The organism is Amycolatopsis sp. NPDC104819, assembly GCF_055583145.1.
The window spans coordinates 395,121-418,874 of the sequence record NZ_JBVJON010000006.1 but is presented as its reverse complement, the minus strand read 5'-3'; the positions used below and the strand labels follow the sequence as shown (position 1 = coordinate 418,874).

Below are 23,754 nucleotides of genomic sequence, written 5' to 3'. Positions count from 1 at the left end.
GGATCACGCCTCGGCCTGCGGTTTTGGCCTCCGCAGCCGTGGGCCGTGTTCCATTGTAACGACGGTACGCGCATGCGTCGCGAAGCGATCACCTTCCGGCCCGCCGGGGCGGGCCGGCGGCGGCCGTTCTAGTGCTCGATGCCCTCGGCCGCGGCGGCCGCCGCGCCGACGATCCCGGCGTTGTTCTGCAGCGTCGCGACCAGCACCGGAGTGCGGATGTCCAGCAGCGGCACCCATTTCTCGGCCTTCTTGCTGACCCCGCCGCCGACGATGAACAGATCGGGCCAGATGAGGTTTTCGAGCACGGTCAGATAACGGTGCACCCGCTTGGCCCAATCGGGGTAGGACAGGCCCTCGTTGTCCTTCACCGAGGCGGCCGCGCGCTTCTCCGCGTCGTGCCCGTCGATCTCCAGGTGGCCGAACTCGGTGTTCGGGACGAGCTTGCCGTCCTGGAACACCGCGCTGCCGATCCCGGTGCCGAAGGTCAGCAGCGCGGTGACGCCCTTGCGCGCGACCGGGTCGCCGAAGCGGATCTCGGCCATGCCGGCCGCGTCGGCGTCGTTCAGCATCGCGATCTGGTCGACGCCCCGGCCGATCCGCTTGGCGAACAGCGCGTCGGCGTCGGTGCCGATCCACTGCTTGTCGATGTTGGCCGCGGTGTGCGCGACGCCCTTCTTCACGACGGCCGGCAGCGTCACGCCGACCGGGCCGTCCCACGCCGCCTGCGTGACTATGTCGTGCACGACGTCGGCCACCGCCGACGGGGTGGACGGCTTCGGCGTCTCGATCCGGATCCGGTCGCCGATGAGCCGGCCCTTTTCCAGGTCGACCAAGGCGCCCTTGATCCCGCTGCCGCCGATGTCGATGCCGAAACCTCGGCGGGTCGCCTCCACCACGGACGTGGTCCCTTCTCGCACGATTCAGAAGCCTGCCTCGGAGACTTTAACCGGATGTGGTGACATGGCGGACGTGGGAGTTGACGAGTCGTTGCTGAAAAGCGTCGCGGAGCAGGTCGCGACGGAAGCCGCCGAGCTGGTCCGCGAGGCCTGGGAGGGGATGGCGGGCGGTCGCGCGGTCGCCGTGGACACCAAGTCCGCGGCCACCGACGTGGTGACCGCGGTGGACCACGAGTCGGAACGGCTCGTGCGGGCGAGGCTGGCCGAGCTGCGGCCGGGGGAGCCGGTGCTGGGCGAGGAGGGCGGCGGCGCGGCCGGCGACGGCGTCACCTGGGTCGTCGACCCGATCGACGGCACGGTGAACTTCCTCTACGGCCTGCCCTGGTTCGCGGTGTCGGTGGCGGCCCAGGTCGCCGGCGAGTCCGTGGCCGGCGCGGTGGTCGAGCCGGCGAGCGGCCGGGTGTGGTCGGCGGCGCGCGGCCACGGCGCGTTCCTGGACGGCCGCCGGCTGGCGGTGTCGGCGCCTTCGCGGCTCGAGCTGACGCTGGTCGGGACGGGGTTCGCGTACTCGGCCGAGCGGCGGAGGCGGCAGTCACGGTTCGCGGCGGAGCTGCTCGGGCGCGTCCGGGACATCCGCCGCAACGGGGCGGCGTCGCTCGACCTGTGCGCGGTGGCGGCGGGCTGGCTGGACGCGTACGTCGAGCACGGGCTGCACCGCTGGGACTGGGCCGCGGGAGCGCTGATCGCGGCGGAGGCGGGCGCGCGGGTGTGGCTGCCGGGCTCGGCGCCGGAGCTCGGTGCGGATGCGACGTATGCGGCGTCTCCGGCGATCGCGGACCCGCTGCGGAAGGTGCTGGCCGACTGCGGGGCTGCGGAGGTTTGAGCGGCTCGGCTGGGCGGTCGCGAATGGGTCATTCGCGACGCTCGGCGGCCGGGACTGTCGGTGCCCGCCGGTAGCGTGGAAAACGGGGGCGCCCCCGCGGCCGGGTGGGTCAGCAGGGGATGCGGGGGCGGCGAGTGGCGCGGGTCTGCGAGCGACTGGGTTGGCAGAAAGCGCGGGTCTGCGAGTGACCGCTGGTCGGCGGACAGCGCCGGGTTGGCGAGCGGCGCGGATCGGTAAGCGACTGAGGGCTGGCAGAAGGCGCCGGGGCGGCGAGCAGACCAGGTCAACGGGCGACTGCAGGTCGGCGCGGGCTGGCGAGCGACCGCGGGTTGGCAGAAAGCACGGGGTCAGCGAGCGACGGCGGGTCGGCGAGCCGCGCGGGCCATGTGAGCGACCGCAGTTCAGAAGAACGCGCCAGGTCGGCGAGCAGCGCGGGTCAGTGAGGCGACCGCGGGTCACCGAAGGCGCAGCGAGCGACCTAGGGTCAGCAGGCGACGTCGCGGGCCGAGGCCAGCAGGGTCTGGTCGATCACCGGGGCCTGCCCGCCGGCCGACTGCTCGTTGCTGCCGCCGCCCTGGTGGGCCTTCGACCAGTCGGCGAGCTGGGTGAGGATCTGGCGGGCTTCCGCACGGGGCCGCAGGTCGCCGAAGAGCGTGCCCGTCACCAGGTCGACGCTCGCGTCCTTGCGGTTGTCCTGGACCAGCTCGGCGCACGGCACCACCAGGCTGATCGTCCGGGCCGCCGTGACGCCGTTCTCGCCGAAACGGATCTGGCCGCGGCACTTGGCCTCGCGGCCCTCGTACGCCGGGTCGTTGGCCGGTTCGCCCGCGCCCGTGAAGCCGAGCTCCTTGAGCGCCGTCGTGGCGATGCCGCCCTGGCCGCGGCTGCCGGACGCGTTGAGGACCTTCACCGCGACCTTGTCCGGCGGCACCGGGGCACGGTCGTCGAGCGCGGTGTGGGGGAGGGTGTTCAGCGTGACGCCCGGCGGCGGGCTGGCCGGCGGGTCGCAGCGGACGGCCTCGTCGACGTCGCCCTTGCCGACCGCCGCGTTGATCCACACGACGATCGCGCCGAGGGCCAGCACGCCGATCACGATCAGCGCCGGCAGCGGCTTGTGCTTGCGATACGGCCGCGCCCCACGGTCCCCGATGCCGTTCCCCGACGCCACCTGCCCGTCCCTTCCCGAACCCGAAACCGACCGGTGCGCACGGCACCGTCGTGGCCGATGAGCCTAGGCGCTGCGACCGCCGCGCGGCCTTCCGGGTCACCCCCGTGCCCGCCCGTGGCCCCGTGCGGCGATCGCACCACGGCGGGGACCGCCGGAGCAAGCGGACACGGGCCGCGCGTGAAGTTCTCCACCCGGGGGCAACCCGAATGGACGACAACGCGTCTTACCTGCGGGTTCCCCCTGTCGGGTGACGATTGCCGGGCAATGTCTGACTCGTTGCAGAACCGTCGCGGGCGTGAGCTACCCTTCCCGGGCTCCGGCCGCAGGACGAGGCCCAAAACGAGAGAGACCTCGGTCACTCCGGCCGTCGGGCACAAACAGCGGCCCTGGAACGTTGACCAGCGGCACGGCGGACTCACGGGCGCACCCGGGGGTCCGGGAAAACGACTACACAAGCTGATCGCAGGGGTGAGGGACACATGGCTACCGACTACGACGCTCCGCGCCGCAGCGAAGCCGACGAGCTGGCCGAAGACTCGTTGGAGGAGCTCAAGGCCCGGCGGAACGAGAACCAGTCCGGCGTCGTCGACGTCGACGAGGACGCGACCGCCGAGAACTTCGAGCTGCCGGGTGCCGACCTCTCCGGGCTTTCCGGTGAGGACATGACCGTGAAGGTGGTGCCGAAGCAGGCTGACGAGTTCACCTGCTCCGTGTGCTTCCTGGTGCACCACCGCAGCCGGCTGGCCGAGGAGAGCGGCGGACGCCTGATCTGCCGCGACTGCGCCTGACCGCGCGGGATCTCGGACCGGGGTTCAGGGGACGAACAGACGCGACGGAGAGCCCTGAGGGACAGGGGAGGGCTCGAAGCGCGCTGGGGACAAGGGGGCCGGCCGGCAGGCCGGCCCCCTTCCACATGTCCTGAGGTGTTCAGGCGCCCTTGAGCAGCTCGGCGATCCGCTCGGGGTGGCGGGTGCTGAACAGCCAGTACGGCGTCGGGTCGGCCGCGTCGGCCACGCGGACCCGCACGACCGGGCCGACCCAGCCGCGGTGCAGCACGTAGGCGGCGGGGTCGCCGTCCCGGCCGAGCGCCTTGCGCTTGGCGTCCTTGTCGAAGATCTCCACCTCGCCTGCGTAACGCAGCGGCAGGTGCGCGTCGCCGACCCACAGCTCCGGCTCGTCACCGCCGGTGACGCGGACCTTCGCCCGGCCGAGTGACAGCAGCAGCGCCACCACGACCGGCAACGCGATCACGTACGGCAGCCACGCCCGGATCCCCGGGTACCCGAGGTCGATCTCGGCCGCCAGCAGGATCGCGCCCAGCACCGGCAGCGGCCAGCCCCACCAGGGGACGTAGAGCCGCTCGGAGTGCCGGACCGCGGCACTCGCGGCCGTCTTCGCTGATTCACCCACGGGTAGAGAGTAATCTCGCCGCCCGTGTCCAGCGTTCAGGTACTCCTCTCCCGGCTCGACCCGGATGTCCCGCTGCCCGCCTACGCCCGACCGGGCGACGCGGGCGCCGATCTCGTCACGACCTCGGATATCGTCCTCGAACCCGGGAAACGCGCGGTGGTCGGCACCGGTGTCGCGATCGCGCTCCCCCCGGGCTACGCGGGGTTCGTCCACCCGCGGTCGGGCCTCGCGGCCCGGGCCGGCCTCTCGGTGGTGAACACGCCGGGCACGATCGACGCGGGGTACCGCGGGGAGATCAAGGTCTGCCTGATCAACCACGATCCGGTGCACCCGGTGAAGCTCGTGCGCGGCGACCGCATCGCCCAGCTGGTCGTGCAGCGGGTCGAGCACGCCGAGTTCGTCGAGGTCGCCGAGCTCGACGCCACCGAACGGGGCGCCGGCGGCTACGGCTCCACGGGCGGACACGCCACACTGGGAGCAGACGCGCTCGCCGCGAGCGCCGGGGCTGGGGAAGGAACGGAGAAGTAGTGGGGATTTTCGGACGCAAGCGGCGGACCGAGGGCGGGCCCGCCGGACGGCACACCGCGCCCGAGACCGACGACACGATCGAGGGCGAGGCGTACGAGGACGAGGACGGCGAGCTGTCGGACGTCTCCGACGGCCCGTTCGACGTCGCGGACTTCGAGGACGACGGCGTCCCGCGGATCGACCTCGGCTCGGTGAAGGTGCCGGTGCCGGACGGTTCCCAGGTGCAGGTCGAGATGGACCCGGAGACCGGGGGCGTGCGCGCCGTGCACGTCGTCACCGAGCAGGGTCAGATCACGGTCAGCGCCTACGCCGCGCCGCGCACGGGCGGGCTGTGGCGGGAGGTCAGCACCGAGCTGGCCGACCAGCTGCGGGCCGACGGCGCGAAGGTGAACATCGGCCGCGGTGTGTGGGGCCTGGAGATCTCGGCCATCGTCGGGGACGTCTCGCTGCGCTTCGTCGGCATCGACCGGCCGCGCTGGATGCTGCGCGGGGTCATCGCCGGGCCGCAGTCGGAGGCCGCGGCCGCGGTGGAGGTGCTGCGGGAGATCGTCCGCCGCACGATCGTCGACCGCGGGGACGCGCCGATGCCGGTCCGCACGCCGCTGACCATCACGCTGCCCGACGCCGTCGCCGAGCACATCGCCCAGCAGCAGCAGGGCTGACGCCCGGGTTCGTGAAGGCCATCTCGAGTCCCTCGAGGCGGCCTTCACGGCTTTGCGGGGGCCCTGCCGGGTCGCGCGGCGGCCGAGGATGTGCCGCGAATGACCCATTGCGGACGCCGGACGTCCCCAATGGGTCATTCGCGACACCGGTGGCGGGCCCTCAGGAAGGCGAGCACGGTCGCCCGGCCGAGGGACTCGCGATCGGCGCCGAGCGCCGTGAGCGTCGTCTCCCCGAGGGCCGCGCGGGGGAGTGCCGTGGCCCACTCCGATGCGACTTTCGTCGGGTGGATCGGGTCGTCGGTGCACGTGCCGACCCCCGCCGGGACGGCCAGCGCCGCGAGCTCGGCGAGCGTCGGCGCCGGACGGCCGGCCGCGACGCGCAGGCCGTCGGCCAGCCCGGTGCCGTGGCGGCGCCAGGCCCGGGCCAGCTCGGCCCGCAGCCAGTCCGGCGACCCGGCCGTCTGCGCCAGCGCCCCCTCGACCCCGGAACCGGCCACCAGATCCGCGGACAGCGTCGCGGCCAGCGACGCGGGTGCTGAGCCGGGATCGCCGTTCCAGGCCGGGAGCGCGGCCAGCAGGCCCCCGCAACGGCCCCGGTTGCGCACGGCCCACTCCGCGGCCAGGTGCGCCCCGAACGAAATGCCGCCGACGAGCAGTTCGCCGTGTTCGTCCGCCAGCGCGTCCAGGGTCGCCAGGTAGCCCTCGGCGAGCGCGGCGCCCGGGGGTGGCGCCGGCGCGATGAGCGGGACGCCGAGGGCGCGCAGCGGGCCGCCGAAGACCGCGCGGACGAACACCTCGTCGGAGCCGGTGCCGGGCAGCAGCACCGCGGCGGGAACTCGGATTGCGGACGTCACGTTGCGATCTTTGCGCAAAGGCGTTCTCCTGGCGGGGACCGCAGCTACGCTGGAAACGTTCGGGCCGCAAACACCACGTCGGGGGCCCCGGAGCACAGGAGCACCTATGTCCGCCAAAGACGGCGGCTACTTCAGCCGGTTGGTTCGCAAGCTGACCAGCGACGTCGAGGATCTCGACGCCGACGAGATGTCGATGAGGTCCGGCGCCGAGGGCGCGCAGCGGGCCTGTGACTGCCGGTCCGGCGAAGAGGTCACCGTGATGGGGAGACTCCGCAGCGTGGAGCTGTGCCCGACCGACGAGGCCGCCACCCTGGAGGCGGAGCTGTTCGACGGGACGCAGGGCGTGACGCTAATCTGGCTCGGCCGCCGCCGGATCCCGGGCATCGAGCCTGGCCGGACGATCAAGGTGCGCGGCCGGATGGCCGAGCGTGACGGCCAGAAGGTGCTGTACAACCCCTATTACGAGCTCCAGAGCCCAGTGAGTTGATCACCTATCGTGACTGATCCCGCCCCGAGCGAGAAGAAGACCGACGACGAAGAAGGGCCGCAGCCGACCCTGCTGGAGCAGATGGGCGGCGTGTCCGGCCTGGTCTACTCGTCGCTGCCGGTGATCGTGTTCGTGCTGGCCAACTCGTTCTTCGGGCTGACCGCGGCCATCTGGACCTCGATCGGCAGCGCGGTGGCGATCACCGTGCTGCGCGTGGTCCGCAAGGAGCCGCTGCAGCCGGCGATCTCCGGGTTCTTCGGCGTCGCGATCGCGGCGTTCATCGCCTACCGCACGGGGTCGGCGAAGGGGTTCTTCCTCTTCGGGATCTACGCCAGCCTGGTCTACTGCGGCGTCTTCGTGCTGTCGGTGGTGGTCCGCTGGCCGATCGCGGGTGTCGTCTGGAACATGCTCAACGGCACCGGCCAGGCGTGGCGCAAGGACAAGCCGTCCCGCTACGGCTACGACATCGCCACGCTGGCGATGGCGCTGATCTTCGCCGCCCGGTTCGTCGTGCAGCGGTGGCTCTACCAGGAGGACTACACCGGCTGGCTGGCCTTCGCGAAGATCGCGATGGGCTACCCGCTCTACGCGCTGGGCCTGCTGGTGGTCGTCTGGGCGGTGCGCCGGTCGGACAAGCGCCTCAAGGCGATGGCCGAGGACGAGCCGGAACCGGAGACCGACGCCGAGGTCGAAGCCCGGCTGCGCCAGAAGTACGCCGCGCCCGAAGCCTGAGGCCCCGCGCGGGGGCGCCCCCCGTTTTCCACGCTACCGGACGGCACCGACAGTTCCGCTCGCCGAGCGTCGCCCGAACGTAGTCAATGACTCATTCATGTCGTCTGGCGACATGAATGAGTCATTCACTACACGATAAAGCGAGAAAGCCGGGCGACCTCAGTAACCCAGGGCCGTCCGGATCTCCGGCTCGACGTCCGCGGTGGCCACGAACAGCAACTCGTCGCCCGGCTCCAGGGGGTCCTCCGGCTGCGGCACGATCACGCGGTCGCCGCGCAGGATGGTCACCAGTGCGGCGTCGCGCGGCAGGGACACCGCGCTCACCGGCTTGCCGGCCAGCGGGGTCTCGGCCGGCAGCGTCAGCTCGACGAGGTTGGCGTTGCTCTGCCGGAACGTCATCAGCCGCACCAGGTCGCCGACGCTGACCGCCTCCTCGACCATCGCCGCGAGCATCCGCGGTGTCGAGACGGCGACGTCGACGCCCCAGGCGTCGGTGAACAGCCACTCGTTGGCCGGGTTGTTCACCCGTGCCACCACGCGCCGGACCGCGAACTCCGTCTTGGCCAGCAGCGAGACCACCAGGTTCGCCTTGTCATCGCCGGTGGCGGCGATGACGACGTCGCACTGCTCGATCCCGGACTCCTCCAGGATCGACACCTCGCAGGCGTCGCCCAGCACCCAGTCGGCCTGCTCGACGGTGTGCGGCTCGAACTGGTCGGCCTCCCGCTCGATGAGCATCACCTGGTGCCGCCCGTCGATCAGCTCGTTGGCGATGGAACGGCCGACGGCGCCCGCCCCGGCAATCGCGACCCGCATCAGTCCTCGTCCTCCGGTTCGCGCTGCGCCACGCTCGTGACGTCGCTGACGGTGCCCGAGCGCGCGGCGACCCACACGCCGTCGTCGGCCTGGAGCACGGTCTTGGTGTCGGGCAGCACTGCCGTGCCGAAGCGCATGATGAACGCCACCCGCGCGCCGCTGGCCTCCTGCAGGGACCGCACGGAGTGCCCGACCCAGCCCTCGTGCAGCGGCAGCTGCAGCAGCGCGACGTTGCCCGACGGGTCGCGCCACGCCGACGCCACGCCGTCCGGCAGGAGCGTCCGCAGGAACCGGTCGGTCGTCCACGGCACGGTCGCCACCGTCGGGATGCCCAGCCGCTCGTACACGGCCGCCCGCTTGTGGTCGTAGATGCGCGCGACGACGTGCTCGATCCCGAAGTTCTCGCGGGCGACCCGCGCCGAGATGATGTTCGAGTTGTCCCCGCTGGACACCGCCGCGAACGCGCCCGCCCGCTCGATGCCCGCTTCGATGAGCACCTGGCGGTCGAACCCGACCCCGACGACCTGCTGGCCGTGGAAGTCGCTGCCGAGCCGGCGGAACGCCTGCTGGCTCTTGTCGATGACGGCCACCTCGTGGCCGAGCCGCTCCAGCGCAGCGGCCAGGGACGCGCCTACCCGGCCGCACCCCATGATCACCACGTGCACGCCCTGCCTCCTCGTTCGGCGGTTACCCGTCCGTTGCTACCCCGACATGCCAGCGCCGAACCTACCGTGCACCCCGGCGGTTACCTCCACCGTCCTCCCCGCCACCGCCCTCAACGGAGAAGCTTCGCTCCGCAGTACCCTCCGGAGGTGTCGAAGTTCCCGACCGTGCTGAAACGCCTGGTCCTCGGACGTCCGTTCCGCAGTGACAGGCTCGCTCACACGCTCCTGCCGAAGCGCATCGCGCTGCCCATCTTCGCGTCCGACGCGCTCTCGAGCGTGGCGTACGCGCCGGAAGAGATCTTCCTGACGCTGAGCGTGGCGGGACTGTCGGCGTACGCACTGGCGCCGTGGATCGGCGTCGCCGTCGCCCTCGTGATGCTGGTCGTCGTCGCTTCCTACCGGCAGAACGTGCACGCGTACCCGAGCGGCGGCGGTGACTACGAAGTCGCCAACACGAACCTGGGCGGCAAGTTCGGCCTGACCGTGGCCAGCGCGCTGCTCGTGGACTACGTGCTGACCGTCGCGGTGTCCACTTCGTCCGGTGTGGCCAACATCGGCTCCGCGGTCCCGTGGGTGGCCCAGCACAAGGTGCTGGCGGCGATCGTGATCGTCGCGGTGCTGACCGCGTTGAACCTGCGGGGCATCCGGGAGTCGGGGAAGGCCTTCGCGATCCCGACATACGGGTTCATCATCGGCATTCTGGTCATGGTCGTCTGGGGGCTGTTCGAAGCCGCGACCGGCACCGAGCTGCGCGCCGAAAGCGCCGGGTTCACGCTCAACGCCGAGGGCAGCTTCGCCGGCGTCGCGTTCGTGTTCCTCATCCTCCGCGCGTTCTCCTCCGGCGCCGCGGCGCTGACCGGGGTCGAGGCGATCAGCAACGGCGTCCCGGCGTTCCGCAAGCCGAAGTCGAAGAACGCGGCGACCACGCTGCTGATGATGGGCCTGCTCGCGGTGGTCATGCTCGTCGGCATCATCACCCTCGCCACGATCACCGACGTGAAGTTCGCCGAGGACCCGGCGAAGCAGCTCGTCGGCGCGCCGGCCGGCTACGAGCAGAAGACGATCGTCGCGCAGATCGCGCACGCGGTGTTCGCCGACTTCCCGCCGGCGTTCTACTACATCTCCTTCTCCACCGGCATCATCCTGCTGCTGGCCGCGAACACCGCGTTCAACGGCTTCCCGGTGCTGGGCTCGATCCTGGCGCAGGACCGCTACCTCCCGCGGCAGCTGCACACCCGCGGCGACCGGCTCGCGTTCTCCAACGGGATCCTGTTCCTCTCGGCGTTCGCGCTGGTGCTGATCTTCGCGTTCGACGCCGAGGTGACGCGGCTGATCCAGCTGTACATCGTGGGTGTGTTCGTGTCGTTCACGGTGAGCCAGGCCGGCATGATCCGGCACTGGAACCGGTTGCTGGCCAAGGAAACCGACCCCGGTGTGCGGCGCCGGATGCGGCGCTCCCAGACGGTGAACGCGATCGGCCTGACGATGACCGGCACCGTGCTGGTGATCGTGCTGATCACCAAGTTCCTGCTCGGCGCGTGGATCGCGATCGCGGCGATGGTGGCGATCTTCGTGCTGATGACGGCGATCCGGCGGCACTACGACCGCGTCGCCGACGAGCTGAAGGACCTGGGCGACACCCCGACCGTGCTGCCGTCGCGCAACCACGCGATCGTGCTGGTGTCCAAACTGCACCGGCCGACCCTGCGCGCGCTGGCCTACGCCAAGGCGATGCGCCCGGACGTCCTCGAGGCCGTGACGGTCAATGTGGACGACGCGGACACCCGCCGGCTCACCGCCGAGTGGGAGGCGCACAAGTTCAAGGTGCCGCTGAAGGTCGTCGAGTCGCCCTACCGCGAAATCACGAAGCCGGTCCTGGACTACGTGAAGCGCGTGCGTGGTGACAACCCGCGCAACGTCGTGACGGTGTTCATCCCGGAGTACGTGGTCGGGCACTGGTGGGAGCAGGTGCTGCACAACCAGAGCGCGCTGCGGCTCAAGGGCCGCCTGCTGTTCCAGCCGGGTGTCATCGTGGCGAGCGTGCCGTGGCAGCTGGAGTCCTCGGCCAAGGCGGCCGCGCGCGTGCGCAACGAACGGCCCGCGGCGGGCGACGTCCGCCGGGGCTTCTCGCCCAACGGGAAGTCCGTGGCCGCCCCCAAGCCCAAGGAGCCGGCCGAATGACCAGCTGGCTGGGACGCGTCCTCGAGGTGGAGGTCGGCGCGGTGGCACACGGCGGCCACTGCGTGGCCCGCGCCGAGGGCCGGGTCGTGTTCGTCCGGCACGCGCTGCCGGGGGAGCAGGTCCGCGTCGAGGTGACCGAGGACAACGGTGGTTCGTTCTGCCGCGGCGACGCGATCGAGGTGCTGTCGGCCTCGGAGTTCCGGGTGGAGCCGCCGTGCCCGCTCGCCGTGCCGGGCGGCTGCGGCGGCTGCGACTGGCAGCACGCGGCCCCGGCGCACCAGCGTTCGCTGAAGGCGTCGGTGGTGGCGGAGCAGCTCCAGCGGCTGGCCGGCATCGAGCGTGACGTCGTCGTGGAGGAGCTGGACGGCGGCCCGCTGGACTGGCGCAGCCGCGTCCGCCTGGTCGCCGACGGCGACGGGCGCGCGGGACTGCGCGCGCACCACAGCCACCGCGTGGTGGCGCTGGAGGACTGCCCGATCGCGGTGCCGGGCGAGCTCGACGACGTCCTCGCGCGGCGCTGGCGACCGGGCAGCGAGCTGGAGGTCACCAGCGACGGTGACGGCGGGGTCCACGTGCGGGAGCTGTCGACGGTGCGCGGCAAGGTCCGCGCCCGCCAGCTGGCCGGCGGCGTGGCCGTGCAGCACGCGGCGGGCCGCGACTGGCGCCTCGACGCACACGGCTTCTGGCAGGTCCACCCGGCGGCGGCGTCGACGCTGGCCTCCGTCGTGGCGAAGTGGGCGGAGGCGCCTTCCGGCGGCTCGGCCTGGGACCTCTACGCCGGGGTCGGGCTGTTCGCGTCGGTGCTGGCCGGGCAGGTCGGCCCGTCGGGCCGGGTCCTGGCGGTGGAGTCCGGCCGCCGCGCGGTCGCCGACGGCGAGCGGAACCTGGCGGATCTGCCGCAGGTGTCGTGGCAGGCCGGGCGCGTCGAGCACGTGCTGGCGTCGGCGGCGAAGCCGGTGGACGTCGTGGTGCTGGACCCGCCGCGCAAGGGCGCGGGCAAGGCGGTGGTGGAGTCCATCGTGGCCGGCCAGCCGGACCGGATCGTGTACGTGGCCTGCGACCCGGCGGCTTTGGCTCGCGACGTGGCGTTCTTCGGCGCGCACGGGTACGCGCTGACCGACCTCCGCGCGTTCGACGCCTTCCCGATGACCCATCACGTGGAGTGCGTGGCGCTGCTGTCCTGAGTTTTGTTGTTGGTGGTGCGTCGGACTGCTGCGCACCTCGGCAGAGCATGCCTTGCTGGCGTGCTCGCGCAGGCCTGACCGCCGCGCACTGCCGCAACCCGCCCCGCGTCAGGTGGCCCGTTTCGCCGCGAAGGCGGCCGCCAGGCCCGTGGCCGTCATCGCCACCCCCGACACCAGCAGCACCCACGCGCCCGCGCCCGGGACGATGCGGGCCGCCGGCTGGAGGCGGGTCACCCCTGGGAGCGTCACCACCAGGTGGCGCAGCACCACGCCCGTCACCACCAGGCCCGGCAGACACGCCAGCGCCAGCGGCTCGTCCTGATGGCGGGCGAACGTCAGGTAAGCCAGCGTTGCCGCGATCAGGACCGCCGCCGCGCAGACCAGGCGCAGGCCCAGCGCCAGCTCCGGGTCCGGGGTGCCCGGGGGCAGCACGCCCGGGTACTCGGCCGTGCGCAGCGTGAGGCCCGCGATCACCCCGAGCGCGGCCGCACCCACCACCACCGCCCGCGGCCCCCGAAACTGCGTCACGCCAGGCAGCATAGGACGCCGGAAACGGCTTTCCGATCACCTTTTCCGCGTTGGGCCGTTCGGTCGATCCCGATCGGGGGACACGCTCAGCCGGCGAACCAGTGCTGCGGCCCCGGGCGCAGGTTCTGGTAGACGTGCTTCGTCTCGGTGTACTCGGCCAGCCCCGACGGCCCCAGCTCGCGGCCGAACCCGGACTGCTTGTACCCGCCCCACTCAGCCTGCGGCAGGTACGGGTGGAAGTCGTTGATCCACACCGTGCCGTGGCGCAGCCGGCCGGCCACCCGCTGCGCACGAGAAGCGTCGTTCGTGAACACCGCTCCGGCCAGGCCGTAGTGGGTGTCGTTGGCGATGCGGACGGCGTCGTCCTCGTCGGTGAACGTCTCGACCGTCAGGACCGGCCCGAACGACTCCTCGCGCACCGCCGACGACCCCTGTTCCACCTGGTCCAGGATGGTCGGCAGGTAGTAGAAACCGTCGGCCAGCGCCGGGTCGTCCGGGCGGCGGCCGCCCGTCCGGAGCACCGCGCCCTCGGCCAGGGCCGTGGCCACGTAGTCCTCGACCTTCGCCCGGTGCGCCGCCGAGATCAGCGGCCCGGTCTCGGCGCGCTCGTCGAACGGCCCGCCCAGCCGGATCCGCTCGGCCCGGCGCACCAGCTCGGCGACGAACTCGTCGTGCCACTCGCGCTGCACGATCAGCCGCGTGCCCGCCGAGCACACCTGGCCCGAGTGCAGGAACACCGCCGTCAGCGCGTAGTCGACCGCCGTCTCGAAGTCGGCGTCGGCGAAGACCACGTTCGGGTTCTTCCCGCCCAGCTCCAGGGCCACTTTTTTGACCGTCGCGGCCGCCGAGGCGGCGATCACCTTCCCGGTCGCCAGCCCGCCGGTGAACGACACGAGGTCGACGTCCGGGTGCGCGGCCAGCGGCGCCCCGGCCTCGGCGCCCGCGCCGAGCACCAGGTTCGCGACGCCCGGCGGCAGGCCCGCCTCGGTGAGCAGTTTCAGGAACAGGATCGCCGTGTGCGGGGTCAGCTCGCTCGGCTTGAGCACGAACGTGTTGCCCGCGGCCAGCGCCGGTGCGATCTTCCACACGGTCTGCAACAGCGGGTAGTTCCACGGCGTGATCAGCCCGCAGACGCCGACCGGCTCGTGCACGATCCGGCTGAAGGCGTCCGCGTTGCCGGTGTCGACGACGCGGCCGGCGTCCTGCGCCGCGAGCTTGCCGAAGTAGCGCAGGCAGGCCGCGATGTCGGCCATGTCGTAGCGGCTCTCGACCAGGCGCTTGCCGGTGTCGAGCGACTCGGCGCGGGCGAACGCCTCCGCGTCGCGGTCGAGCAGGTCCGCGGTGCGCAGCAGCAGGTCACCGCGCAGGTGCGCGGGTGTGCCGGGCCACGGGCCGGTGTCGAACGCCCGCCGCGCGGCCGCGATGGCGGCCTCGGTGTCCTTCGCGGTGCCCTCGGCGACCGTCGCGACCAGGGAGCCGTCGGCCGGGCAGCGGATCTCGCGGCGCCCGCCGCCGAGTGCGTCCACCCATTCGCCACCGATGCAGAAGTCGGCCATGCGCCCCATTCTCGTGGCCACGCCGCGTGACCGCCACACCACGGCGGGGAGACGGAGTTCACCCCGCGTGATGACGGGTGGTCGCGCTCCGCCTGTGACGCCGGACGCGGCGGGCGGAACCACCCTGGCGGGTCTCCGTAGACTGGCCGGAACGTGGGCGGGCCCGAACGAGTGAGGTGGAGACGAGTGACGATGCTGAAGTCCGTCGCCGGACCGGCGGATCTGAAGCGCATGAGTGTCGAGGACCTCGGCGAACTGGCCGCCGAGATCCGGGACTTCCTCGTCGACAAGGTCCGCCGCGCCGGCGGGCACCTGGGGCCGAACCTCGGTGTGGTCGAGCTGACGCTGGCCCTGCACCGCGTGTTCGACTCGCCACGCGACGCGATCGTCTGGGACGTCGGGCACCAGGCCTACGTGCACAAGATCGTCACCGGCCGCGCCGACGGCTTCACCCTGCTGCGCCAGACCGGCGGGGTCACCGGGTACCCGTCGCGCGCCGAAAGCGAGCACGACTGGGTCGAGAGCAGCCACGCCTCGTCCGCGCTGTCCTATGTGGACGGTCTGGCGAAGGCGTTCGCGCTGGACGGTGGCGAGCGGCACGCGGTCGCCGTCGTCGGGGACGGCGCGCTCACCGGCGGCATGTGCTGGGAGGCGCTCAACAACATCGCCGCGCACCGTGACCGCCCGGTCGTCATCGTCATCAACGACAACGGCCGCTCCTACTCGCCGACCATCGGCGGCCTGGCCGACCACCTCGCGGCGCTGCGCCTGCAGCCCGGGTACGAGCGGCTGCTCGACGGCGGCCGCGAGATCCTCCGGCACACCCCGGTCGTCGGCCGGCCGATCTACGCCGCGCTGCACGCCGCGAAGGCCGGGCTGAAGGACGCCCTGAGCCCGCAGGCGATGTTCTCCGACCTCGGCCTGAAGTACCTCGGCCCGGTCGACGGCCACGACCAGGTCGCGCTGGAGAAGGCCCTGCTGAGCGCGAAGACGTTCGGCGGCGCGGTGATCGTGCACGTCGTCACCGAGAAGGGCCACGGGTACGCGCCCGCGGTCAACAACGAGCACGACCAGATGCACCAGACCGACCCGATCGACCCGGAGACCGGGCTGCCGCCGGTGAAGGGGCCGAGCTGGACCGGGGTGTTCGGTGACGAGCTGGCGAAGATCGGTTCCGAGCGGGAGGACGTCGTCGCGATCACCGCGGCGATGTTGCGGTCCACCGGGTTGGACAAGTTCGCCGAGGCTTTTCCTGAGCGGTGGTATGACGTCGGTATTGCCGAGCAGCATGCGGTGACTTCGGCTGCCGGGTTGGCCATGGGTGGGTTGCATCCGGTTGTGGCGATCTATTCGACCTTTCTCAACCGGGCTTTTGATCAGGTGCTGATGGATGTCGCGTTGCATCGTTTGCCCGTGACGTTGGTGCTGGACCGGGCTGGGATTACCGGGCCGGACGGGCCGAGCCACCACGGAATGTGGGACCTGTCGCTGCTGGGCATGGTGCCGGGGATGCGGGTTGCTGCTCCGCGAGATCCTGCTTCGTTGCGGGAGGAGCTGCGGGAGGCTGTGGCCATCTCGGATGGGCCTTCTGCGCTGCGGTTCTCCAAGGGGAAGGTCGGGACGGACGTCGCCGCTGTCGAGCGGCTGGGCACGGTCGATGTGCTGCGCCGCCCGGTCGACGGCGCCGATGTGCTGCTGGTGACGGTGGGCCCGTTCGCGACGCTCGGGCTGGCTGCCGCCGATCGGCTCGCCGACCAGGGGATCGGGGTTACCGTCGTCGACCCGCGGTGGGTGCTGCCGGTGCCGGCCGAACTGGTTGCGCTCGCTTCGCAGCACAAGCTTGTCGTGACTGTGGAGGACAGTGGCCGGCACGGGGGGTTCGGTTCCGCTCTGGCCGCGATGTTCCGGGATGCCGAATGTGATGTGCCTTTGCGGGATTTGGCTGTGCCGCAGGCTTTTCATGATCTGGGGAGCCGGGACGAGGTCTTGGGGCGTATTGGGCTGACGGCTCAGGATGTTGCTCGGCGGGTTACGGAGTGGGCTTCTCGGTTGGGATCTGTCTCGGAGAATGCTTCGGTGGAAAAGGATTCCAATCGTAGCTGAGTTGCTTCTGCCGTGGTTTTAAAGACTGTCCTCGCCGGACGGGCAGGCTCTGGGATGACCTTCTCTTCTCGCTGGTGGTCATCCCGTCGCCTGATTGAGGCCTATCACTTTGAGCCAGGCCCGCAAGCTTGGGTTGTTCTCTCGCCTTTTGTTGTGGGTTGCGGGCCTGGCTCAAAGTGATTCTTGGGCCTCAGGCGACGGGATGACCATCAGCTCAGGCCTTGGTGGGTAGGGCCTCTGCTTCCGTGGCTGTTCGTGGTGTCTCGGCGAAGACCTCTGGTGGTTCTGGGAACAGCTTTACCAGTGCTGGGTAGGCCACTGCTGCTGTTATCAACGTGACCAGCAGGCTGATGTCCACTCCTCCGGCTATGTCTCGTAGTGGTCCTGCGATCATCGGGGTGTTTGCGCACAACAATCCCAGTGTTGTTGCTGGGATCCAGGCTGCCATTGCTCGCCAGTTCACTCCTCGGGTGAACCAGTAGCGGCCGCCTTGGCGGCCCTCGTTGAACACCTGCAAGTCCGCTACGTCGTAGAATCCCCGGCGCTGGACGAAGCCGATCATCATGATCACCATCCACGGCGACGTGCACAGCACGATCAGTGTTGCGAACGTGTTGATGCTCGACACCATGTCCAGGGCGAAGTTGCCGACGAAGATGAATACCACGCTCAGCGTGCCGATCACCAGCGTCGCCTGTACCCGTGATAGCCGGGGGAAGATCGAGCTGAAGTCGAGGCCCGTTCCGTACAACGATGTTGTTCCCGTGGACAGGCCGCCGATCAGGGCTACCACTATCAAGGGGATTGCGTACCAGAGCGGGGAAATCGCCGTCAGGCCCGTGATGTAGTCCGCCGGGTCGGCTACCAGGGTTGCCGTTGCGATGCCGAAGCCGAACGGGAGGAGCGTTGCCACCTGGGCCAGGAATGGCGCCGTCAGCAGGGCGCGCTTTCGGTAGCTGTTCGGGATGTAGCGGGACCAGTCGCCGAGGAAGGCTCCGAACGAGATCGGGTTGGCCAACGCCGTCAGGGCCGCCAATGTGAACGTTGGCCAGAACGTGCCCAGTGCGTACGTGCCCGTGCCCGCGTAGCCCGGGTCGAACGAGCCGCCGTATGCGAGGATTCCCAGCACCATTATCGCCGTGCCGAGGACCACCGCTATTCGGTTCACCAGCAGCATGAAACGGTAGCCGTAGATGCAGACCACCAATGTCGCCAGCGCGATCAGGCCGTACGCGACCGCTCGCAGTGCCGCGCCGCCGTCGAAGCCGAACAGGCGCTGGGCTGCTCCTGCCACCGCGTCGCCGCTTACCCAGACCGAGATCGCGAAGAACGTTATTGCCGTCAGGAGCGAGAGGAACGAGCCGACGCAGCGGCCGACCACCCCGAAGTGCGCGCCGGACGAGACCGCGTTGTTCGTCCTTGTGCGGGGGCCGAACAGGGCCATCGGGGCCAGGACCAGGCCGCCTACGACCACGCCCAGGGCCGTTGCCAGGAGCGCGTCGCGGAAGCTCAGGCCGTAGGCGATCGGGAGTGTTCCCAGGATGATCGTGGCGAACGTGTTCGCTCCGCCGAATGCGAGCCGGAACAGGTCGCGGGGGCGGGAGGTCTGGTCGGCTGGGGGAATCGGTGCTATTCCGTGGTGCTCGACCTTCGTCACACGATCGGTCATGCGAACCTCGTCATCACGTGCTTGACACGCGTGTACTCGGCGAAGGCGTACGCCGAAAGGTCCTTTCCGTGGCCGGAGTGGCCGAAGCCGCCGTGGGGCATCTCGGCGGCCAGGGGCCCGTGTGTGTTGATCCACACGCAGCCGAAGTCCAGCTCCGCCGACACGCGGGCGGCGATCGCGAGGTCCCGGGTCCAGATCGACGACGCCAGTCCGTACGGGACGCCGTTGGCCAGCTCGACACCTTCGTCTTCGTCCGAAAAGGACTGGACCGTGATCACCGGGCCGAAGATCTCCTCCTGGACGATCTCGTCGTCCTGGCGCAGGCCCGAAACCACGGTGGGGGCGAAGTAGAACCCGGCGTCGCCGTGCCGGGTTCCGCCCGTCTCGATGCGCGCGTGGGCCGGGAGGCGCTCGATCAGGCCCTGGACACGCGAAAACTGCGCCGCGCTGTTGAGCGAGCCGAAGTCGACGGCCGGTGTCCGGGCCGCCGCCACCTTGGTCAGCTCGCGGACGAAGTCGTCGTGGATCGACCGGTGGACCAGGACCCGGCTGCCCGCCGTGCAGTCCTGGCCGGCGTTGTAGAACGCCGCGCCCACGATGCCCTCCGCCGTCGACGCCAGGTCGACGTCGGGGAAGACCAGCAGTGGTGCGTTGCCGCCCAGTTCCAGGTGGGTGCGCTTGAGGTCGGCCGCCGCGACCGTTGCGACGTCGATGCCCGCGCGGGTCGACCCCGTGATCGAGACGAGCTCGGTGATCGGGTGGCGGACCAGGGCGCGGCCGGTGTCGCGGTCGCCGCACAGGACCGTGAACGCGCCCGCCGGCAGGAACTCCGCGGCGACCTCGGCCAGCAGCACGGCCGTCGACGGGGTGGTCTCGGCGGGCTTGAGCACCACCGTGTTCCCCGCGGCCAGGGCCGGCGCGATCTTCCAGACCGCCATCATCAGCGGGTAGTTCCACGGCGCGATCTGCGCGCAGACGCCGACCGGCTCGCGGCGGATCACCGACGTGTGGCCGGGCAGGTACTCCCCGGCCGCGGTGCCCTCCAGCTGCCGCGCCGCCCCCGCGAAGAACCGCAGCGCGCTGACGCACTCCGGGATCTCCTCGTCCAGGACCACGGACCGGATCTTGCCGGTCTCGCGGACTTCCAGGTCGGCGAACTCCCCGGCGCGCGCCTCGAGCGCGTCGGCGATCTTCAGCAGCGCGAGCTGCCGCTGGGCCGGAGTGCTGCGACGCCATGCGCGGAACGCCTTCTCGGCTGCCTGCATCGCCGCGTCCACATCGGACTGCGAGGCGATCGCGCGGGTGCCGAACACCTCGCCGGTCGCCGGGTTGGTCAGGTCGAGCGTCATGCCTTCTCCAGGTGGGTCGGCGCGAACATCTTCAGCAGGGCGGGCAGGACCACGACGGACGGCCCCGGCGTGCGCAGCGCGGCGGCGACGTCGGCGCCGACCGTGTCCAAAGTGGACAGCGTGGCCGGAACCCCGAACGAACCGGCCAGCGCGACGAAGTCGGGGCGCGCCAGCTCGGTCGCCGTCGACTGGCCGAACGTGTCGGTGAGGTACTCGCGCAGGATGCCGTAACCGCCGTCGTCGACGATCAGCCACGTGACGTCCAGGTTGTGCTGCACCGCGGTGGCCAGCTCGGCGACGCCGTACATCGCGCCGCCGTCGCCGGACACGGCGAGTGTCGGGCCGCCGGCCGCCGCGCCGCCGAGCGCGCCGGGCAGGCCGTACCCGAGGCCGCCCGCGCCCTGCGCGGTGTGGATCGGCGCGCCCTCGGGGTTCCAGGCCGACCAGGCCCAGTACGCGGCGATCGTCATGTCCCAGTACGTGTGCGTGCCCGGCGGGACCGCCGCGCGGACGTCGTCGACGAACTTCCGCTCCACGGCCAGGTCCTGGCCGTCCAACCGCGACTCGACCCGGTCCAGAAGCCCGGCGACGGCGGCTTCCGCGCGGCCGTCGGACGGGCGCATCGGCACCCATTCCAGCAGCGCCTGCAGCGTGAGCCGGACGTCGGCGTGGACGCCCAGGCCGGGGTAGTTCGACTCCAGCTTGCCGAGGTCGGCCTCGACCTGGATCACGCGACCGCGCGGGGCGAACTCGCGGTAGTTGCTGGAGAGCTCACCGAGCCCGGACCCCAGCACCAGCAGGACGTCGGCGTTCGCCAGGAACTCCGTGGTGTGCCAGTCCTCCAGCCACGACCGCCCGGACAGCTCGTGGTCCCAGCCGAAGACACCCTTGCCGCCGAAGGTCGAGACCACCGGCGCGCGCAGGGCCTCGGCCAGCGCCTTCAGCTCGGCGTGCGCGCCGGACCGCAGCGCGCCACCGCCGGCCAGGATGACCGGGTTCGCCGCCGCGCCCAGCAGCTGAGCCGCCTCGGTGACCAGCTCCGGCAGCGGCTCCAAGACCGGGGGAGCGGCCGACACCGACGTGATCGGCGGGAGCCCGGCCGGGCCGAGCAGGACGTCCTGGGGGATCTCGACCCACACCGGGCCGTACGGCGCGGTCGCGGCCGACGTCCACGCTTCGCGCAGCGCGGAAGGGATCTGGCTCGCGCGGCGCACAACGTGCACGGACTTCACGATGTCGCGGAAGCTCGCCTGCTGGTCGGGCAGCTCGTGCAGGTACCCGTGCCGGCCGCCGCCGAGCCCGGCGACCGGGATCTGGCTCGAGATCCCGAGCACCGGCACCGACGCCGCGCGGGACTCCTGCAGGGAAGCCAGCGTCAGCAGCGCGCCCGGGCCGGTGGAGACGATCAGCGGCGTCACCGGCACCGGTCCGTCCGGGTTGGCCGCGAGCCGCGCCCGGGTGTGCCCGTCGGCGGCGAAAGCCAGGTTGTTCTCGACGCGCGAGCTGACCACGCGCACGTCGTCGGCGCGCCGCAGCGCCTCGAACAGACCCAGCGCGTGCTGGCCCGGCAGGCCGAAGACCGTGTCGGCGCCCAGGGCGCGCAGGGTTTCGACGACGACGTCGCCGCCGATGCGTTCGGTGTCCGTCATGCGCTCTTCCCCAAGGTCAGCAGGCTCACCAGGTCGTAGGCGACGTGGGAGGCCGCGATGGCGGTGATCTCGGCGTGGTCGTAAGCGGGCGCCAGCTCGACGACGTCGGCCCCGACGAGGTTCAGGTCGCGCAGGCCGCGCAGGATCTCCAGCAGCTCGCGGCTGGTCATCCCGCCGGCTTCCGGGGTGCCGGTGCCCGGCGCGTGGGCCGGGTCGAGGACGTCGATGTCGACCGAGACGTACAGCGGCCGGTCGCCGATCCGCTGCCGCAGCGCGTCGACGGTCTCGGTGACGCCGCGGCGCATGACGTCGCCGGAGGTGACGATGCCGAAGCCGAGTCGGCGGTCCTCTTCGAGGTCCCGCTTGCCGTACAGCGGCCCGCGCGTCCCGACGTGCGAAAGCGCGCTCGTGTCGAGGATCCCTTCCTCCGACGCGCGCCGGAACGGGGTGCCGTGGGTGTACGGCTCGCCGAAGTAGGTGTCCCAGGTGTCGAGGTGCGCGTCGAAGTGCAGCAGGGCAACGGGTCCGTGCCGCTTCGCCACGGCCCGCAGCAGCGGCAGCGCGATCGTGTGGTCCCCGCCGACGGTCACCAGCCGCGTCCCGTTCGCCTGCAGCGCTTCGGCTTCCTGCTGGAGCGTCTCGATCGCCTCGCCGATGTTGAACGGGTTGACCGCGACGTCGCCGGCGTCGACCACCTGGCGTTCGGCGAACGGCGAGACGTCCAGCTCGGGGTGGTACGGCCGCAGCAGCCGGCTCGCCTCGCGGACCGCGGCCGGGCCGAACCGCGCGCCGGGCCGGTAGGAGACCCCGGAGTCGAAGGGCACCCCGACCACGGCGACGTCGGCGTGCTCGACCTGGTCGAGGCGAGGCAGCCGCGCGAAGGTCGCGAAGCCGGCGAAGCGGGGAACCCGCGACGAATCGAGGGGTCCGATGTTAGGCACTGGTGGGCTCCTGTTCCCGGGTCGGGGTCGGGGTGTCTTCGCCGGCCAGGCGGCGGGTCCAGACACCGAGGATCGAGTCGGCCGTGCGGGGCGTGGCGAAGCTGACGGCCAGGTAGACCACCAGGCTCGCGCCCAGGCCCCAGTAGATCGGCGTGTTGGCGTCGACGCCGTCGATGATCATGAAGGCGACCACGAACACGGTGCCGGCGACCATCGACGCGTACGCGCCCTGCCGGGTGCCGCGCTTCCAGAACAGCGCGCCGACGATCGCCACCAGCAGGCCGCCGACCAGGATGTCGTAGGCGATGGTGAGCGCGTTGACGACGTCGTCGACGATCATCGCGATGCCGATCGCGAGCAGCCCGAGGACCAGCGTGGCAATGCGGTTCCGGCTGACTTCGCCGCCCTTCTTGAGGCCCACCTTCGTCAGCAGGTCCGACGTCGTGGTCGTCGAGCACGCGATCAGCGCGCCGCTCGCCGTCGACATCATCGCCGACAGCGCGGCGGCCAGCACCAGGCCGCGGACACCGGTCGGCAGCAGGCGTTCGACGATCGTCGCGAACGCGTCCTGCGCGCTGGCGAGGTCCGGGTACAGCGTGTGCGCCGCGGTGCCGATCAGCGCGCCGGCCAGGCCGTAGACCAGGCAGTAGACGCCGGAGGTGATGCCGCCGGACGTCGCGATCGCGGGGGTGCGGGCGGTGAACACGCGCTGCCAGATGTCCTGGCCGATCAGCAGGCCGAAGGTGTAGATGACGAAGTAGGTGATGATCGTGTCGGTGCCGATCGAGGTGAAGCTGAAGAAGCTCGCGTCGAGCTTTTCGCTCATGCCCTCGAAGCCGCCCGCGGAGCTGATCGCGACCGGCAGCAGGATCGCCAGGATGCCGATGGTCTTGATGACGAACTGGGCGATGTCGGTCAGCGTGATCGACCACATGCCGCCGAGCACCGAGTAGAGCACCACGATCGAGCCGCCGATCGCGATCCCGGCCCAGTTAGGCAGGTTGAAGAGCACCTTGAAGATCGACGCGAACGCCAATGTCGAGGTCACCGTCAGCATCAGGGTGTAGCCCCACATGACCACGCCGGACACCGCGCTGGTGCGGCCGCCGTAGCGCAGGTCGAGCATCTCGCCGACGGTGTAGACCTTCAGCTTCACCAGCCGGCGCGCGAACAGCGCGTGCAGCACCAGGATGCCGACGCCGATGCTGACGACCAGCCACATCCCGGAGAGGCCGTAGGTGTAGCCGAGCTTCACGCCGCCGACCGTGGACGCGCCGCCGAGGACGACGGCCGACATGGTGCCGGAGTACATGAACCAGCCCAGCCGCCGCCCGGCGACGAGGTAGTCGGACTTCGTCTTGGCGAGCCGGAGGCCGTACCAGCCGACCCCGAGCATGCCCGCGATGTAGAGCGCGATCACGGTGTAGTCCCCGGTCACGGCTTACCTCCTCTTGCTGTGTGCTGGTGGTGTTCGGGCCACCGTAGGTTCGCGC

22 protein-coding genes are annotated in these 23,754 nt (G+C 71.1%); 9 read left to right on the top strand and 13 right to left on the bottom strand.

The genetic code is table 11. From position 1 onward, the window contains the following. Window positions 1–128: 128 nt before the first annotated feature. Window positions 129–896: a polyphosphate--glucose phosphotransferase gene (gene ppgK, locus ACZ63E_RS21395; protein WP_465338098.1), complete on the bottom strand. Its 768-nt coding sequence runs from the start codon at window positions 894–896 to the stop codon at window positions 129–131. A gap of 64 nt (window positions 897–960) precedes the next feature. Here ppgK and ACZ63E_RS21390 point away from each other — a divergent pair, with 64 nt between their 5' ends. Continuing rightward, window positions 961–1,779, top strand: coding sequence for an inositol monophosphatase family protein (locus ACZ63E_RS21390; protein WP_465337882.1), 819 nt, complete (start codon window positions 961–963; stop codon window positions 1,777–1,779). Window positions 1,780–2,263: 484 nt separating this feature from the next. Here ACZ63E_RS21390 and cei read toward each other — a convergent pair whose 3' ends face one another. Next, a complete protein-coding gene (cei, locus tag ACZ63E_RS21385) occupies window positions 2,264–2,947 on the bottom strand; it encodes an envelope integrity protein Cei (RefSeq protein WP_465337881.1) in 684 nt (227 codons plus the stop codon). A gap of 479 nt (window positions 2,948–3,426) precedes the next feature. Between cei and ACZ63E_RS21380 the strand changes: the two genes are divergently transcribed. Then, window positions 3,427–3,735 carry a DUF4193 domain-containing protein gene (locus ACZ63E_RS21380; protein ID WP_086676737.1) on the top strand — a complete coding sequence of 103 codons (309 nt, stop codon included), beginning with the start codon at window positions 3,427–3,429 and terminating at the stop codon, window positions 3,733–3,735. Window positions 3,736–3,874: 139 nt separating this feature from the next. Here ACZ63E_RS21380 and ACZ63E_RS21375 read toward each other — a convergent pair whose 3' ends face one another. Continuing rightward, window positions 3,875–4,357 carry a DUF3093 domain-containing protein gene (locus ACZ63E_RS21375; RefSeq protein WP_465307371.1) on the bottom strand — a complete coding sequence of 161 codons (483 nt, stop codon included), beginning with the start codon at window positions 4,355–4,357 and terminating at the stop codon, window positions 3,875–3,877. Between the two features lie 24 nt (window positions 4,358–4,381). Between ACZ63E_RS21375 and dut the strand changes: the two genes are divergently transcribed. Beyond that, window positions 4,382–4,885 (top strand): dUTP diphosphatase, encoded by a 504-nt coding sequence (gene dut / locus ACZ63E_RS21370; protein ID WP_465337880.1) that lies wholly within the window; start codon window positions 4,382–4,384, stop codon window positions 4,883–4,885. Continuing rightward, entirely contained in the window at window positions 4,885–5,547 is a 663-nt protein-coding gene (locus ACZ63E_RS21365; RefSeq protein ID WP_465337879.1) for a DUF3710 domain-containing protein, read from the top strand. Before dut ends, ACZ63E_RS21365 begins: the two co-directional genes overlap by 1 nt. A 134-nt stretch (window positions 5,548–5,681) precedes the next feature. Here the strand turns inward: ACZ63E_RS21365 and ACZ63E_RS21360 are convergent, their stop codons facing one another. Next, window positions 5,682–6,371, bottom strand: a complete 690-nt coding sequence (locus ACZ63E_RS21360) for an alpha/beta hydrolase (RefSeq protein WP_465338097.1) — start codon at window positions 6,369–6,371, stop codon at window positions 5,682–5,684. Between the two features lie 136 nt (window positions 6,372–6,507). On the opposite strand from ACZ63E_RS21360, the gene ACZ63E_RS21355 reads away from it, so the two are divergent. Together ACZ63E_RS21355 and ACZ63E_RS21350 are read left to right on the top strand one after the other, a co-directional pair. Further along, window positions 6,508–6,888, top strand: a complete 381-nt coding sequence (locus tag ACZ63E_RS21355; RefSeq protein WP_465337878.1) for an OB-fold nucleic acid binding domain-containing protein — start codon at window positions 6,508–6,510, stop codon at window positions 6,886–6,888. 9 nt (window positions 6,889–6,897) lie between these two features. Next, on the top strand, window positions 6,898–7,620 hold the full coding sequence (locus ACZ63E_RS21350) for a DUF3159 domain-containing protein (RefSeq protein WP_465307363.1): 723 nt from the start codon (window positions 6,898–6,900) through the stop codon (window positions 7,618–7,620). A gap of 159 nt (window positions 7,621–7,779) precedes the next feature. Here ACZ63E_RS21350 and ACZ63E_RS21345 read toward each other — a convergent pair whose 3' ends face one another. Together ACZ63E_RS21345 and ACZ63E_RS21340 are read right to left on the bottom strand one after the other, a co-directional pair. Beyond that, window positions 7,780–8,436: a potassium channel family protein gene (locus tag ACZ63E_RS21345; protein WP_465337877.1), complete on the bottom strand. Its 657-nt coding sequence runs from the start codon at window positions 8,434–8,436 to the stop codon at window positions 7,780–7,782. Continuing rightward, entirely contained in the window at window positions 8,436–9,101 is a 666-nt protein-coding gene (locus ACZ63E_RS21340; RefSeq protein WP_465337876.1) for a potassium channel family protein, read from the bottom strand. The genes ACZ63E_RS21345 and ACZ63E_RS21340 overlap by 1 nt, the downstream gene beginning before the upstream one ends. 147 nt (window positions 9,102–9,248) lie before the next feature. Between ACZ63E_RS21340 and ACZ63E_RS21335 the strand changes: the two genes are divergently transcribed. After that, window positions 9,249–11,282: an APC family permease gene (locus tag ACZ63E_RS21335; RefSeq protein ID WP_465337875.1), complete on the top strand. Its 2,034-nt coding sequence runs from the start codon at window positions 9,249–9,251 to the stop codon at window positions 11,280–11,282. After that, window positions 11,279–12,466 carry a class I SAM-dependent RNA methyltransferase gene (locus tag ACZ63E_RS21330; protein ID WP_465337874.1) on the top strand — a complete coding sequence of 396 codons (1,188 nt, stop codon included), beginning with the start codon at window positions 11,279–11,281 and terminating at the stop codon, window positions 12,464–12,466. The genes ACZ63E_RS21335 and ACZ63E_RS21330 overlap by 4 nt, the downstream gene beginning before the upstream one ends. A 108-nt stretch (window positions 12,467–12,574) precedes the next feature. Here ACZ63E_RS21330 and ACZ63E_RS21325 read toward each other — a convergent pair whose 3' ends face one another. Then, complete coding sequence (locus tag ACZ63E_RS21325; RefSeq protein WP_465337873.1) at window positions 12,575–12,994, bottom strand: hypothetical protein; 420 nt, start codon at window positions 12,992–12,994, stop codon at window positions 12,575–12,577. 86 nt (window positions 12,995–13,080) lie between these two features. After that, window positions 13,081–14,550 (bottom strand): aldehyde dehydrogenase family protein, encoded by a 1,470-nt coding sequence (locus ACZ63E_RS21320; RefSeq protein ID WP_465337872.1) that lies wholly within the window; start codon window positions 14,548–14,550, stop codon window positions 13,081–13,083. Window positions 14,551–14,736: 186 nt separating this feature from the next. Here ACZ63E_RS21320 and dxs point away from each other — a divergent pair, with 186 nt between their 5' ends. Then, complete coding sequence (gene dxs / locus ACZ63E_RS21315) at window positions 14,737–16,653, top strand: 1-deoxy-D-xylulose-5-phosphate synthase (protein ID WP_465337871.1); 1,917 nt, start codon at window positions 14,737–14,739, stop codon at window positions 16,651–16,653. 214 nt (window positions 16,654–16,867) lie between these two features. Here dxs and ACZ63E_RS21310 read toward each other — a convergent pair whose 3' ends face one another. The 5 genes from ACZ63E_RS21310 to ACZ63E_RS21290 are packed head-to-tail and all read right to left on the bottom strand — an operon-like array spanning window position 16,868 to window position 23,699. Then, on the bottom strand, window positions 16,868–18,322 hold the full coding sequence (locus ACZ63E_RS21310) for a purine-cytosine permease family protein (protein WP_465337870.1): 1,455 nt from the start codon (window positions 18,320–18,322) through the stop codon (window positions 16,868–16,870). After that, the gene (locus ACZ63E_RS21305; protein WP_465337869.1) at window positions 18,319–19,671 is read right to left on the bottom strand and encodes an aminobutyraldehyde dehydrogenase; all 1,353 of its coding nucleotides are present in this window, start codon (window positions 19,669–19,671) and stop codon (window positions 18,319–18,321) included. The genes ACZ63E_RS21310 and ACZ63E_RS21305 overlap by 4 nt, the downstream gene beginning before the upstream one ends. Continuing rightward, the gene (locus tag ACZ63E_RS21300) at window positions 19,668–21,320 is read right to left on the bottom strand and encodes a thiamine pyrophosphate-binding protein (protein WP_465337868.1); all 1,653 of its coding nucleotides are present in this window, start codon (window positions 21,318–21,320) and stop codon (window positions 19,668–19,670) included. The genes ACZ63E_RS21305 and ACZ63E_RS21300 overlap by 4 nt, the downstream gene beginning before the upstream one ends. Continuing rightward, window positions 21,317–22,261, bottom strand: a complete 945-nt coding sequence (gene speB, locus ACZ63E_RS21295; protein WP_465337867.1) for an agmatinase — start codon at window positions 22,259–22,261, stop codon at window positions 21,317–21,319. The genes ACZ63E_RS21300 and speB overlap by 4 nt, the downstream gene beginning before the upstream one ends. Then, a complete protein-coding gene (locus tag ACZ63E_RS21290; RefSeq protein ID WP_465337866.1) occupies window positions 22,254–23,699 on the bottom strand; it encodes a sodium:solute symporter family protein in 1,446 nt (481 codons plus the stop codon). Before ACZ63E_RS21290 ends, speB begins: the two co-directional genes overlap by 8 nt. Window positions 23,700–23,754 lie beyond the last annotated feature (55 nt).